13 protein-coding genes are annotated in these 14,980 nt (G+C 43.4%); 7 read left to right on the forward strand and 6 right to left on the reverse strand.

Annotation, left to right across the window (positions count from 1 at the left end; all coding sequences use genetic code 11):
* Positions 1–59 precede the first annotated feature (59 nt).
* The 4 genes from L3J70_05100 to L3J70_05115 are packed head-to-tail and all read right to left on the reverse strand — an operon-like array spanning position 60 to position 2,199.
* Entirely contained in the window at positions 60–626 is a 567-nt protein-coding gene (locus tag L3J70_05100) for a diheme cytochrome c (protein MCF6235739.1), read from the reverse strand.
* A gap of 16 nt (positions 627–642) precedes the next feature.
* Positions 643–1,035, reverse strand: coding sequence for a DUF1924 domain-containing protein (locus L3J70_05105; GenBank protein ID MCF6235740.1), 393 nt, complete (start codon positions 1,033–1,035; stop codon positions 643–645).
* Positions 1,036–1,045: 10 nt separating this feature from the next.
* A complete protein-coding gene (locus tag L3J70_05110) occupies positions 1,046–1,600 on the reverse strand; it encodes a hypothetical protein (protein MCF6235741.1) in 555 nt (184 codons plus the stop codon).
* Complete coding sequence (locus L3J70_05115) at positions 1,600–2,199, reverse strand: cytochrome b/b6 domain-containing protein (GenBank protein ID MCF6235742.1); 600 nt, start codon at positions 2,197–2,199, stop codon at positions 1,600–1,602. Before L3J70_05115 ends, L3J70_05110 begins: the two co-directional genes overlap by 1 nt.
* Positions 2,200–2,534: 335 nt before the next feature.
* Between L3J70_05115 and rsfS the strand changes: the two genes are divergently transcribed.
* The 7 genes from rsfS to L3J70_05150 all read left to right on the forward strand — a co-directional run bounded on the left by rsfS (position 2,535) and on the right by L3J70_05150 (position 10,393).
* The gene (rsfS, locus tag L3J70_05120) at positions 2,535–2,873 is read left to right on the forward strand and encodes a ribosome silencing factor (GenBank protein ID MCF6235743.1); all 339 of its coding nucleotides are present in this window, start codon (positions 2,535–2,537) and stop codon (positions 2,871–2,873) included.
* Positions 2,874–2,876: 3 nt separating this feature from the next.
* Positions 2,877–3,347: a 23S rRNA (pseudouridine(1915)-N(3))-methyltransferase RlmH gene (rlmH, locus tag L3J70_05125; protein MCF6235744.1), complete on the forward strand. Its 471-nt coding sequence runs from the start codon at positions 2,877–2,879 to the stop codon at positions 3,345–3,347.
* Positions 3,348–3,401: 54 nt separating this feature from the next.
* Positions 3,402–4,859 carry a ribonuclease G gene (rng, locus tag L3J70_05130; protein ID MCF6235745.1) on the forward strand — a complete coding sequence of 486 codons (1,458 nt, stop codon included), beginning with the start codon at positions 3,402–3,404 and terminating at the stop codon, positions 4,857–4,859.
* 12 nt (positions 4,860–4,871) lie between these two features.
* Positions 4,872–8,816 (forward strand): TIGR02099 family protein, encoded by a 3,945-nt coding sequence (locus L3J70_05135; protein ID MCF6235746.1) that lies wholly within the window; start codon positions 4,872–4,874, stop codon positions 8,814–8,816.
* Positions 8,813–9,622 carry a carbon-nitrogen hydrolase family protein gene (locus L3J70_05140; GenBank protein ID MCF6235747.1) on the forward strand — a complete coding sequence of 270 codons (810 nt, stop codon included), beginning with the start codon at positions 8,813–8,815 and terminating at the stop codon, positions 9,620–9,622. Before L3J70_05135 ends, L3J70_05140 begins: the two co-directional genes overlap by 4 nt.
* A 136-nt stretch (positions 9,623–9,758) precedes the next feature.
* Positions 9,759–9,992, forward strand: a complete 234-nt coding sequence (locus L3J70_05145) for an antitoxin (protein ID MCF6235748.1) — start codon at positions 9,759–9,761, stop codon at positions 9,990–9,992.
* A 5-nt stretch (positions 9,993–9,997) separates the two neighbouring features.
* Positions 9,998–10,393 carry a PIN domain-containing protein gene (locus L3J70_05150; GenBank protein MCF6235749.1) on the forward strand — a complete coding sequence of 132 codons (396 nt, stop codon included), beginning with the start codon at positions 9,998–10,000 and terminating at the stop codon, positions 10,391–10,393.
* 177 nt (positions 10,394–10,570) lie between these two features.
* Here L3J70_05150 and L3J70_05155 read toward each other — a convergent pair whose 3' ends face one another.
* Both L3J70_05155 and metH read right to left on the reverse strand, forming a co-directional pair.
* Complete coding sequence (locus L3J70_05155) at positions 10,571–11,323, reverse strand: DUF2927 domain-containing protein (protein ID MCF6235750.1); 753 nt, start codon at positions 11,321–11,323, stop codon at positions 10,571–10,573.
* Positions 11,277–14,957: a methionine synthase gene (gene metH / locus L3J70_05160; GenBank protein ID MCF6235751.1), complete on the reverse strand. Its 3,681-nt coding sequence runs from the start codon at positions 14,955–14,957 to the stop codon at positions 11,277–11,279. Before metH ends, L3J70_05155 begins: the two co-directional genes overlap by 47 nt.
* Positions 14,958–14,980: the final 23 nt, after the last annotated feature.

The following is a 14,980-nucleotide window of genomic DNA, read 5'->3' on the forward strand; positions in this document are numbered from 1 at the left end:
AACAACTATATTGAAGATTCACTTTCAACCAACAATATACACACCCACCCGCATTACATTTACCACGTCCAGTTGCCATGCCCAGGAATAACCACACTGTCATCATCATAATTTCCCTCGTCGGCTTTTTGATGGCATGTATCGCAAAAACTTAATGATTTCACCTCATCATTTTCAGTGATGAGTTTATCGGGGATTTCATGATGTTTACGCTTAATGTAAGGCGTATCAATAATGCGTATGGGTGCTTCATTTTTACTCAGTGACGCAATGATTTTTTTGGAGCGTTTATATCGGGATTTGTCCGCTGAATCTGCAATCAAAATATTTAGTAGTTCAATTCGTGTTTCATCATCTAACTCTGCATTATCACCAAAATGATCTTCCAGTGCTTTAGGGTCAAGTAATTTTTTCCAGGAAGCTTCCGGTAATAAACCGGCCTGATATGGAAAGTGGCAGTCACCACACTCCTCATTATATAGCTCACTTTTCATCGGTTTAATTTCGTTGCGTGATTCCGTCGTTAACAACCAATCAAAAAAACTTTCATCATCCGCAAAGGCATTTATATTCATACCTAACCCCATGACTGCAGCCATAATCAATAGTGCCATTTTTTTAATCATAATATTTCAGCCTTATTTAGAATTGAGATAAATATTTAAGCAAATCACCTTTTTCTTGAGTGGTGCACTCGCGTCCATAAGTCCATTTACAATTGCGTTTGAACCACTTCTTAACTTTTTTTAGTTTAGTAAAGCGTTCTTTATTAGCTGAATAGGCCATTGGTTTAATAACTTTGCCACTTTTTACGTGTTTTCCGGATTGCGTAAAGTCTTTACCGTGACAAGAATTACAATTACGCTGCTTGCCTTCCACCATACGCTGCTGATTCCATAGCTCTTCGCCACGTTTCGCATCAAATACCAGGTCACCACCCGGGTTATAATCTGTCATACGTTGCTCAACAGGGGTTGCTGCTATTACGGTGGGTGAAAGTAATAATACCGCTACAAATACTAAAATTTTATTCACTTCTATACTCCTACCAAGTTAATTTAATCGCCATCGCCATACTGAGCGCACCCAGAGTGCCCGGCCCACCGTGACCACCATCTTCACCACTGCTCACAGCAACGGCATAGCCTGCGGTTCCTAAAATTCCAAGAAGCATATGCAGGTTATCAGGATCACCAAAACCACCTTTTAAACTGACATCTTCATAATGGAAAGCAAAACCACTTAATACAGCTGCGGCTCCAAAAGCGGCGGCGGCTGTGCCAAAAAGTTCATGAGGACCCCCGGCAGTTTTAGGTGATAAACCTGTCAATACAGCACTCACCATTGATGCGTAGCCAAGGTATTTATGCGCTTTATTCAAAGTCAGCGGACGAGATTTAAATAACGGGGGTTTTTCGCCACTATGAGCCATAGTGCCATCATCGGTATTCGTAGCCTCAAGTTGAGCGAGTTGAATATAAGATTGATATGGTTGCGTTTTAACAGACAAATCTAAAAAAATTTTGGGTCTATCTTCCTGTGCTTGAACCGAACAAATCCATCCAAACAATATGCAGTAGACCACCAAATACTTTTTCATTACCTTCCTTCATGTTTATTTATCATTTTATAACCACTGACCATCGCACGCACCAGATTCTCCTTATGTTGAACTGACGCAACAGCCACACCCACTAAATGCCCAGCAATTAACAACCATAAAATTTCAAGTGCCACCTCATGTAACTCTTCATAGCGATAAGCCCACTGATCCCCCATACCAGACAATAAATTCAGGAGTGGCCCTTCAAATTCGATCACAGAGACAAGAATCACCCCACTCACAGACATCAACAAAAGCGCAGCCATTAGAACCAGCACCATCCAGCCACCCGCTGGGTTGTGGCCCGAGTAATGAGGGGGATTGTTTCTAAAACTGGCTTGTAGATAAGCCCATACACTTAAAGGCGAAGCAACAAAATCGGAAAAACGTGCATGCTTGCTTCCGATAAAGCCCCACACAATACGAACGATGAGCAACAAACAGATAAAGTAGCCAATCAAAATATGAGTTTGTTGCATTCCTGACTGGCTAGTAATATAAGCCGCCACAAAAGACAGCAACATCAACCAATGAAAATAGCGCACCACTCTGTCCCACACCTTAATCTGTTTTATGCTATTTTCAGCGACCATCATGACCCCTTTTCATAAAACCAATGATGGCAGTGTAGATACACAAGCTTAAAAGAAGCTTAATTTTTAATAAGTCCAACAAATAAATCAGATAAACAACACAATGAAATATAGATCAAACCAACGAGGCAGTGTACTCATAATGAGTATGGCCTTGCTTCTGATTCTCACGCTTTTAAGCATAAATAGTATGACAACGGCACTACTGCAGTTAAAAATGGCTCAAAATTTTCGTAGCACATTGGAGGCCAGTGCCATCACAACCCAACTCCCCTGTAGCAGTTCTGTTCTGCTATACTCCACGACTATTAAATGCAAAGCCAAGAAGTAATGTAATGATCAGTCCAGAGCAATTAAAAAGTATTTCCATATCCGCCTTGGAGGATTTAAAAGGTTTAAGTATTCAAGTATTCGACGTACGTGACATCAGCAGCGTGACTGACTTTATGATTATTGCCAGTGGCAACTCTAATCGCCAAGTCAAAGCACTGGCCAATAGTGTCGTCGTAAAAAGCAAGGAAAATGGCTGCACTCCGATTGGTGTTGAAGGCCAGCAACCTGGAAACTGGATTCTAGTTGATCTCGCTGATGTTGTTGTTCATATCATGACACCCGATATGCGTGAGTTTTACCAACTGGAAAAACTCTGGAATATTGATACTGAAGCAGCAAGTTAACCCATGCAGATCCACCTTGTTGCAGTGGGTCAAAAAATGCCTCAATGGGTCAGTGAAGGTTACTCTGAATTTGCCAAGCGTCTCCCTCAAGAGTGCAGACTAAAACTCCACGAAATACCTGCTGGTAAACGTGGCAAAAATAGTGATATCAAGCGTATTTTACAACGCGAAGGAGAGCGTATGCTTGCCGTGCTCCCCAAAGATTGTTTGGTCATTGCACTGGATGTTCAAGGCCAGAACTGGAGTACAGAAAAGCTTTCATCTCAAATGAACCAATGGATGCAAGGTGGGCGCGATATCGCACTCCTTGTTGGCGGCCCGGAAGGACTTGATCCATCCTGCCTGAGCCGTGCCCAGCAATCCTGGTCACTTTCACCGCTCACACTGCCCCACCCGCTCGTACGCGTTATACTTGCTGAACAAATTTATCGTGCTTGGAGCATCCTGGCCAACCACCCCTATCATCGTGCCTGAAAGATGGGCCCATTCAAGGAAGGGCAAGCTAAAAGCTTGCCGGTATAATAGAGTATGAGTGAAGAGATATTAATCAACGTCACCCCCAGTGAAACACGAGTCGCTATTGTCGAAAATGGAGTCCTTCAGGAAGTGCATGTTGAGCGCAACAGTAAACGCGGCCTGGTGAGTAATATTTATTTAGGCAAAGTGTGCCGAGTTTTACCCGGTATGCAAGCTGCTTTTATTGATATTGGCCTTGAACGCTCAGCTTTTCTTCATGCATCCGATATTCGCACTTCATCCAAAGAAGATGATGAGGATAGTGAAAAACAGATTCGCTCACTACTTCACGATGGTCAAGAGCTGCTAGTGCAAGTCATTAAAGATCCACTGGGTACAAAAGGGGCTCGCTTAACCACTCACCTCTCTTTTCCATCTCGTTACCTTGTGTTGGTCCCCAATACAACAGATATTGGCATATCGCATCAAATTGAAAATGAAGATGAACGATTGCGCCTGAAAAAAATCATTGGAGATGCAACCACAAAGAATGGACATGGCTATATTATACGCACCGCAGCTGAAGAGACTCATGAAAAAGATCTTCTGGCTGACATGTCGTTTCTCAACAGGTTATGGAACAAAGTACAAGAACGTATCAAAAATGCATCGGTCGGAATGATGGTGTATGAAGGTTTTCCGCTCGCAATGCGCACCATGCGTGACATGGTCAATAAAGATATCGATCGGGTCCGTATTGATTCACGAGAAACACATCAAAGCGCAGCTGACTTTGCCCAAACTTTTTTACCAAATATTGTAGAGCGCATACAACATTACCCGGGGGAGCGCCCCATATTTGATATCTATTCGATAGAAGATGAAATTCAAAAAGCGCTGGAACGCCAGGTTCAACTCAAGTCCGGTGGTTATCTGGTGATTGATCAAACAGAAGCCATGACAACCATTGATGTCAACACTGGTGCTTTTGTGGGCCACAAAAACCTCAGTGAAACCATATTCAAAACCAATCTGGAGGCGGCTCACGCAGTGGCGCGTCAACTCAGACTACGTAATCTCGGCGGTATCATTATCATCGACTTTATTGATATGAGTAAAAAAATACATAAAGAGCAGGTTTTACAAGCACTGGAAAAATACATGGCAAACAGCCATTCAAAATACAGCATCAGCACTGTTTCAGCGCTAGGGCTGGTCGAGATGACTCGCAAACGAACCCGCGAAAGCTTGGAACATATTCTATGCGAAGCTTGTCCTACCTGTAATGGCCGAGGTTCCGTAAAAACAGTTGAAACCACCTGCTATGATATTTTCCGCGAAATTATGCGTGAATCGCGCCAGTTTGATGCTCGGGAATACCTGGTTCTTGCTTGCCCTGAAGTCGTTGATCGCTTGATTGATGAAGAATCTACTAGTGTGGCTGAGCTGGAGGAGTTCATTAGTAAACCCGTCAGGTTTCAAGTGGAAGCCACCTATACTCAAGAGCAATTCGATATTATTTTGTTATAAACATCAATATTCATGGCTCAAAAAACAGATCATAAAAAAGAAGAAAAGCCGAGTAAAGATCACTTTATAAAGCTTTGCCTATGGAACTGTTTTCACATCAGTCGCCACACATTTGTTGCTTTCATCATCATCCTGGCTGTATTCCTTAGTATTGCCCGTGTTGTTTTGCCTGAAATTGGAACCTACCGCCAGAATATTGAAACAGCCGTCAGTGAAGCACTGGAACAACCCGTACGTATCACTGAACTCAAAGCTCGCTGGTATCGCTTTGGCCCCCGTCTGGAAATCCATGGACTTGAGCTGCTTGACAGCACTGCAAAACATACACTGCTAAACTTTGAAAAAGCCCTGATCGGTTTAGACTTACTCGAATCACTGCGCCGCTGGGACATCACCTTAGACCAGCTTGACTTGTCAATTGATCAATTAGACTTGCAACGTAATAAGCAAGGAGAGTTATTACTTAAAGACTTAAATTTTACACCTGAGAAAGCGACAGACGATCAGCAGGGTGTAGAAGCCTTACGCTGGTTGCTTCGTCAGGAACACATTAATATTGAAGTTAAAAAGCTGCTCTGGACAGACCAACTGATGGAAAGCCATCAACTCACCTTTCAAGATGCACAAATTGAAACTCGAAATATTAAAGGCCACCATCAACTCACCGCAAAAATTTCACTGCCCAACAATCTGGGTAAACAACTCTCTTTTGCACTTGATGGCACAGGTGACCTGTCAAAACTTGATCAGTGGTCTGGCCAGATCTATATTGAAGGTACAAATATCAACCTACAAGAGTGGTTGAAAATAGCCACACCCAAACAACAGATTATGCTGGCGGGAAAAATAGACTTTAAACTATGGAGTCATTGGGAAAAATCGACCATAACTTCAGCCACGGGCACCCTTAATGGAGAGAATATTCACCTCGACACGCCCCAAACAGATAGTAAAAACTATAAAAGAAGACCATTTTTAGCCGATCAACTTTCAGGTAATTTTGCATGGTTACGTCAAAAAGAGGGCTTTCGGGTTGATATTGATCAATTCATTCTGAAACGTAACAAACATACCTGGCCCAAGAGCCAGTTCAGCCTCAAAAAAAATAGCAGCCAACCTTCTGAGCACTACATCGCGCGAAGCTCATTTTTCCGGCTTGATGATTTACGAGATCTATTGCTGAGCAGTGGCCTGCTGGATCAAGAGTCAACAAAAAAACTAAAAAACCTACAACCTTCCGGAGCCTTTTCGAATACCTATTTACAGTACCAACAAGCTGACAAAAGCACCCCAAAAACATTTTTATTTCAATCAAAATTTAAAAACCTGACAACACGATTTAACCACCCAATCCCCGGCATCGAAAACCTCAATGGCTCCATTGTTTTAAATCAACAAGCAGGCATACTTGATATCAACAGCCACAACGTAAAACTGGATACGGGAACACTGTTTCGTGAAAAACTACCTATGGATTTACTGAGTGGCCGTTTATACTGGGAAAAAAACATCCTCGGCTGGCGCATTCAATCGAATGACATCGTATTAAAAAATAGCGACATTACGGCTAGAGGCTCAATGTTTCTTGAATTGCCTACAGACCACTCTCATCCATTTCTGGAAATTTTTGCAAATTTTTCAGATGGGGATGCCAAGCAAATTTCACGCTATTTACCCGTGGGCATCATGCCAGAAGATGCCGTCACATGGCTGGACAGTGCCATTATTGATGGCACTGTTACTCACGGAAGCGTTCTCTTTCACGGCCCACTCAAAGGATTTCCATTTCGTAAAAATCAGGGTCACTTTGAGGTACGCTTTAACGCTGAAAATGCAACTCTTGATTATCTGGATCACTGGCCTCGTCTGGAAGCGCTGCAACTTGAAGCTGTATTCAAAGGCTCAGGCATGGAGATCAATACCACATCAGGTCAATTGCTCAATTCACGCTTACGTGATGTCAGCGCGCTCATCCCTGACTTTAAAGAAAAACCACTCAATTTAACGATTAATGGTTATGTCGACGGTCCGCTCTCCGATACTTTGAAATTCCTAAAAGAGAGTCCACTCAAGGCACAGTTCGGAACTTTTGCCACAAGCAGTGAAGCGACAGGTTCAAGTCAATTGCATCTACAACTCGATCTGCCGATTGCCCCCACTGGTCATAAAGTGAATGGTGAAATTACATTCAACAACAATACATTACTGCTCGCAGAAGGCGCTGTTGACCTTGAGCAACTGCAAGGCATGCTTGTTTTTTCAGAACAAGGTATTTATTCACCTGGTATTCAGGGCCAATTGCTCGGCATGGAAACCGAACTTGTCATTCGCACTCATCACGACAATCAAAAAAATAGTATCATTCAGTTTACTGCGGATGGCACAGTCGATGCGGTGCAACTATCAAAAATAATTCACCTTCCCGATAGCCGTTTTTTACAGGGAAAAACCGACTGGCATGCACGCTTGCAGCTCACATCAGAAATAGGTGAAAATAAACCGCCCGATGTCAATTTACACGTTGAATCCTTATTAAAAGGGCTGGCCGTCACCTTGCCATATCCACTCAAAAAACAAGCCAATGAAGCACGAACATTTATTTTAGAAATGGGACTGTTGGGGGGCGCACTAAAAGATCCGGTCGCCCTTCGTTATGGCGAAAAAATTAATGGTATGTTTCTACGTGATACGACTCAGGACACACTCGTATGGGAACGTGGTGAACTTCGTTTAGGCGATGATTATGCCTCGCTCCCAATTGAGCCACAACTGCGTATTGTCGGCAGCTTACCAAAACTCTCTATCACTGACTGGATGAGCGTACTCCCTGAATCAACAGATCAAAAAAGTGATACCAATCTGCCTCATCACCTTGATTTACACGTTGACTCACTGGAAGCTTTTGGTCAACACTTTGAGCAATCAAGCATCTCTGTCGATAAAACAAAACAAGCCTGGCAAGTCGATATTGACAGCACACAAATTAAAGGGATGATCTCTCTGCCACGTCAAACGACCCTCCCCATTATAATGAACCTCGAATATCTTGAGTTGAAATCACAAAAAGAGAGCGAAACTCAATCAGCCTCATCACCCCAAACAGCCCCTGAAAAAATCCCGCCACTTCAAGTGACAAGCCATAAACTTATTTATAATGGCAATGATTTTGGAGCACTGAAGTTCACATCAACACCACAAAAAAGTGGCATTCATTTTGAGAAAATCACTCTCGATTCAAGCCACACTAAAATTACAGCGCAAGGTGATTGGCTCAACATTAATGGCCAACAAAAAACAGACTTTGAAATTGATTTAAAGACTAATCGACTCCCCAAAACACTCTCACTTTTTGATGTCGTCATGCCAATCAAAGGAGGAAAAGGTCGAGTCAAAATCAGTGCAAACTGGCTCGGATCACCCACAGACTTTGATATAACGCGCTTTCGTGGCAACCTCAATATAAATATCAAGGACGGCCAACTAACCGAAATTCAACCCGGCGCTGGACGTATTGTAAGCCTATTAAGCTTGCAAGCCCTGCCAAAGCGACTCACATTAGACTTCAGAGATCTCTTTGGAAAAGGCTTGAAATTTGACAAAATCACCGGTGACTACAAGATTGACATGGGTAATGCATTTACTAAAAATCTGGTCATGACAAGCAGTGCAGCTAAAGTTAAAATGATTGGCCGTATAGGGCTCACCGATGAGGACTATAATCAGCAAGTATTAGTGACTCCGAAAGTCAGCTCTATACTGCCCGTTGTGGGTGCAATTGCCGCAGGCTCTAGCTGGATGGGTGCGGGTGCTGCTGTACTTATTTTTCAAAAAGTATTTTTACCCGAGTTTGATACCATCGCCAGCACTGAATATCGTGTCACAGGGTCTTGGAACGAACCGGTTATAGAGAAAGTTTCAACCTATAAAATTCCAGAAAAAAAGCAGGCTGATAAATGAATCGAATTGCTGCAATTCAAATGGCTTCAGGGCCTAATTTAAATGCAAACCTTATTGAAGCTGATAAGCTCATTGGTCAAGCTGCCGCATCAGGCGCAAAACTTATTGTGCTCCCCGAAAACTTTGCCTTGATGGGGCGTATTGAAACTGAAAAAATTGATATTCGAGAACGTGATAGCGAAGGCATGGTTCAAAATTTTTTGGCACAACAGGCGATCAAACACGATGCATGGATCGTGGGCGGCACGATTCCCTTAGTTAGCGATAACCCAGACAAAGTATACGCATCCTGTCTGGTTTTCAATAATGGAGGCCAGCGCATCGCCCGCTATGACAAGCTTCACCTTTTTGATGTTTTGCTAGAAGAGAGCCAAGAGAGTTATACCGAATCTACCACCATAGAAGCTGGACATTCACTTGTAACCGTTGACACTCCCTTTGGCTGCATGGGGGTGACCGTTTGTTATGACTTACGCTTTCCAGAGCTGTATCGATCATTGATTGATAAAGGTGTCGATTTTTTTGTCGTACCCGCTGCTTTTACCGCAATGACCGGCAAAGCACATTGGGAAGTGTTAGTTCGGGCGCGGGCGATTGAAAATTTAAGTTACGTGGTTGCGGCAGCTCAGGGAGGCTTTCATGTCAATGGGCGAGCCACTTACGGTCACAGCATGATTGTCGATCCGTGGGGAACAATACTGGATCACCGCCCTCAAGGATCTGGCTTTGTCATTGCTGACATGAATCGTGATCAATTGGCCAGCACCCGCCGTAATTTCCCAGCACTTGATCATCGCAGGCAGTAAATCAACTTGCCCAGGAAATTCTGCACAAAAGAACTTTGGCTCAGTATGTATTTCAGCAACTTATTAATGTCACTTGATTTTTCTTTAAAATAATATATATTTAAAGATATATACCATATCATAGCTGGAGAATTTAATGGAACCCCAAATAGCCAAAATATTTATGAACGGTCGAAGTCAAGCTGTGCGCCTACCCAAAGAATACCGCTTTGATACTGAAGAGGTTTACATTACAAAGCAAGGCTCAAACGTAATCATTTCTGCAAAAAAACCAACATGGGATGACTTCTTTGACTCTAAACCTGCTTTTGCTGATGACTTCTTGGTAAACCGATTTGATGCCCAACCGCAAGAAAGAGATTTTGATTGATGTATATGCTCGATACAAATATTTGTATATATGTTTTGAAAAATCACTCCGATAAATTACGACACAAATTTAAGGCTATCAGAAATATTTGCATTTCGTCGGTTACATATGGCGAACTATGTTTCGGTATTGAAAACGGCAATAGCTTGATGAAAGAAGCTCGTTGGAATCAACTTGATATTTTTACCCAACGATTACTTATTAATCCTTGGGATGAAGATGCAGCTAAACATTATGGCTTCATTAGAGCTCTGTTAAAAAAGCAGGGAAATTTAATTGGCAATAACGATCTTCTAATTTCGGCTCATGCACGAAGTATGAATGCTGTGATGGTTACAAATAACGTTCGAGAATTTAACCGAGTGCCTGATCTTTCTGTTGAAAACTGGGTAGCTGAGTAAACCTCGGAAAAATATAACGCCATGCTCATTGTAAACGTTGAAGCATACGCATATTTGGTTCCATTTGTTGAAAATGATAAGGAAATTTTCTTGAAAACTAACATTCCTAGTCGTAAAGCCACAAAAAAATATTTGTTGGTCAGGTTCAGAAATCTTCTGGCATTTCGATTTTCCCCATCATCTTGAATAATCACTTGTCTCTTCAAGCGCTTTTATCACTTTTTCTCTATTCATACCTGGCCGTATGGCTTGATGGTACAGCAGCTCTATTACAGCCCGATCCATTTCAGAAAAATTTGTTACTCGGCTCCATGACTGGTAGAAAATGCTATCAGCATAACGATTGGAATCTTTCATAAGCCCCAGACTTTGCGCCAGCTCTTCATGGATTAAGTGATTACGCTCTTGCTGTGTGAGGCCGGTCGTTTCTATAAGTACACGCGCCCGATAGATCTCATTTGTCAACGGATTCCACCAAGCCCAGAAAAAACCTGAATTCCCAGTTTTGTAATGTTTCTCTATCTGGCTAAATTCAGATTTTGGTACGAAGTAAATTTCAATATCTGCACCCTCTCTTGCCGTGAGTCTGATTTGTAATCGGGTTAGAGTGCTTAATTCACTCATCACCTGCTTTAAGGTTTGAATATCATCTTGAGTTGGCAGGCCTTTCACCCGCACGTCAATATCCCGATTCCATTTTTTGATTCTGGATTGGTGACTGCCAAACTCACTGCCCAGCGCAATTTCCAAAAAATAGTGATGCAGTGGATTTGTCGTTGTTGGCTGCTGAACCGGCAGGCTGGAACAACCAGCCATTAATAGCAGCAAAAGATAAAAGAATAAAGATTTAAAAGTGATTGATGGCCGCACGCGTCCAAAAACTCTACGGCTCATATCCCAAGTTAGGCGCAAGCCAACGCTCTGCCTCATCCATTGACATACCTTTACGCGCTGCATAATCCTCCACTTGCTCACGATTAATTTTTCCAACCGTGAAGTATTTAGAATCAGGGTGTGAAAAATAGTAACCACTGACTGCGGCCGTTGGCAGCATCGCGTAATGATCTGTAATGGTCATTCCCGTGTTTTTTTCAACATCAAGCAAACTCCAGAGCAACCCTTTCTCCGTATGTTCAGGGCAGGCCGGATAACCTGGGGCAGGTCGAATTCCCTGGTATTTTTCAGCGATCAGTGCGTCATTATCCAGTGACTCATCAGAAGCATAACCCCATAATTTTTTGCGCACTTTATCATGCATTAACTCTGCAAACGCTTCTGCAAGACGGTCGGCTAGTGCTTTGAGCATAATCGCATTATACATATCATGTTGCGCTTCAAATTCAGCCACCTTTTCATCAATTCCGACACCGGTCGTCACGGCAAAAAAGCCCATATAATCTTTTTTACCGGCTTCTTTAGGGGCGATGAAATCAGCCAGACATTGATTTTCTTTTCCGGCTGGCTTTTGCTGTTGCTGACGTAAAAAATGAAAAGTTTCCAATACCTCTGTCCGAGTTTCATCTGCATAAATTTCTACATCATCATCAATACTGTTTGCAGCAAACAAGCCCACCACGCCATTCGCCGTTAACCACTTTTCATCAATAATCTGTTTCAACATAATCTTTGCATCAGCAAAAAGCTTTGTCGCTTCTTCACCTTTATCTGCATCATCAAGGATTTTTGGATAACGCCCTTTAAGCTCCCATGAATAGAAAAAAGGTGTCCAATCGAGAAAGCGGCTGATCTCTTCCAGAGAGTAGTCATTAAAAGTGAATACACCCAGATTTTTGGGAGCTTTCGCTTGGTAAGCATCCCAATTAATATCAAATTTATTGGCGCGTGCTTTGTCGAGAGACAACCATTTCGCTTGAGATTGACGCTGAGCGTGACGCGCCCGCACCTGCTCATAATCATCTCTAATTTCAGCCACAAAACCATCTTTCAGATCTTGGCTTATTAATTTTTGTGCTACCCCTACAGCCCGCGATGCATCTTTAACCCAAACGGTCGGATGATCATAGTTTTGATCCACTTTAACCGCCGTATGTGCTTTAGAAGTTGTCGCTCCACCTAACATCATTGGAATCGTAAAACCTTGACGCTGCATCTCTTTGGCCACATGCACCATTTCATCCAGAGAAGGTGTAATCAACCCTGAAAGGCCGATGATATCTACATTATGTTTTTTGGCTTCATCTAGTATCGTCGCCGTCGACACCATCACGCCTAAATCAACCACCTCAAAGTTATTACACTGCAACACCACGCCAACAATATTTTTACCAATATCGTGCACATCACCTTTAACGGTCGCCATTAAAATTTTGCCTGCCGACTTGGCTCCTTCATCCTTTTCGTCTTCAATAAAAGGAATCAGGTGAGCCACGGCTTTTTTCATGACTCGCGCAGATTTCACCACTTGAGGCAAAAACATTTTCCCTGCACCAAACAGATCCCCCACCACATTCATGCCACCCATCAATGGCCCTTCAATTACATGAATTGCGCGATCAAGCTGCTGGCGTATCTCCTCTGTATCTTCAACAATGTAACTATCAACCCCTTTGACCATGGCGTGTTCGATTCGCTTTTCAACTGGCCACGAACGCCACTCCTGTGCTTCTTCTTTGGCAGCCGTGCCATCGCCTCGATAGTCGTTTGCAACTTCAAGCAAACGGTCTGTCGCATCATCACGCCGATTCAGCACCACATCTTCGACACGTTCGCGTAGCTCATCCGGCAAGTCGTCATACACCGCCAACTGCCCGGCGTTGACGATCCCCATATCCATACCGGCTTTGATTGCATGATAAAGAAAGACCGCATGAATCGCTTCACGCACTGGATTATTGCCACGCAGAGAGAAAGAGACGTTGGACACGCCCCCCGAAATCAGCGCATAGGGTAGGTTTTTTTTGATCTCACGCGTCGCTTCAATAAAATCAACGGCATAATTATTATGCTCATCAATCCCCGTTGCCACGGCAAAGATATTGGGATCAAAAATAATATCCTGAGGAGGAAAGCCGACTTTATTGACCAGCACATTATAAGAACGAGCACAGATCTCTATTTTACGTGTTTGAGTATCCGCCTGCCCCTTTTCGTCAAAAGCCATGACGATGATGGCTGCGCCATATTGACGACATAAGCGAGCGTGTTTGATAAAGTTCTTTTCACCCTCTTTCAGGCTGATTGAATTGACAATACCCTTGCCTTGAATGCACTTCAAACCTGCTTCAATAATCGGCCACTTTGATGAATCCACCATCACCGGCACTTTAGAAATATCCGGCTCTGAAGCAATTAGATTGAGAAAGGTCACCATCGCCTTCTCACCATCAAGCATCGCTTCATCCATATTGATGTCGATCACTTGTGCACCATTTTCTACCTGGGCACGGCAAACATCCAGCGCCTCGTCATACTGCTCTTCCAGAATCAGGCGTTTGAATTTAGCTGAACCAGTCACATTGGCGCGCTCACCGATATTAACAAACAGTGAATCAGGCGCAATATTAAAAGGCTCCAAGCCACTCAATCGACACTGAGGTTCTATTTCAGGTATCTGACGAGGCGCGTATTGACTGACTGCATCCGCAATGGCTTTGATAAAATCGGGCGTGGTGCCACAGCACCCGCCAATAATATTAAGAAAGCCACTCTGTGCCCACTCGCCAATCGCCGCTGCCATCTCTTCGGGTGTTTCGTCATACTCACCAAATTCATTGGGCAAACCTGCATTAGGATGTGCGCTTACATGAGTATCCGCAATGCGTGACAGCTCTTCCACATACTGACGCAGCTCATCCGCACCCAAAGCACAGTTCAGACCAATACTGATGGGGTTCGCGTGGTTCAATGCGTTCCAGAATGCTTCGGTGGTTTGACCGGATAACGTACGGCCACTGGCATCCGTAATCGTGCCAGAGATCATCACGGGCAAGCGGAGATCATTGGTCTCAAAGTATTTTTCAACAGCAAAGATTGCCGCTTTGGCATTCAAGGTATCAAAAATAGTTTCAATCAGGATAATATCTGAACCACCCTCAACCAGGCCATGCATTGCCTCAACATAAGCCTCGACCAACTGGTCAAACGTTACATTTCGATAGCCTGGGTTGTTAACGTCAGGAGAAATAGAGCACGTCCGACCCGTTGGCCCCAATACACCCGCCACAAAACGCGGTTTATGTGGCGTTTTAGCGGTCATCAAATCACACGCTTCTCGCGCCAACCTTGCACCGGCCACATTCAATTCATAAACCAACGATTCCATTTCGTAATCGGCCATCGACATTGATGTCGAATTGAACGTATTGGTTTCAACAATATCAGCGCCCGCTTCCAGATAAGCGGTATGAATATCACGAATGATATCGGGCTGCGTCAAACTCAGCAGGTCGTTATTGCCTTTCAGGTCAACATGAAAATCTGAAAAGCGCTCACCACGATAATCAGCCTCTTCCAGCTTATGACGCTGAATCATCGTGCCCATCGCACCGTCAAGAATCAGAATACGCTTTGCGAGCAGTTGAGTGATTTGTTCAAATTTAGACATTCATGTCATCCTTGGCTCGTATC

Source organism: Gammaproteobacteria bacterium, from assembly GCA_021648145.1.
GTDB lineage: Bacteria > Pseudomonadota > Gammaproteobacteria > JAADGQ01 > JAADGQ01 > S141-38.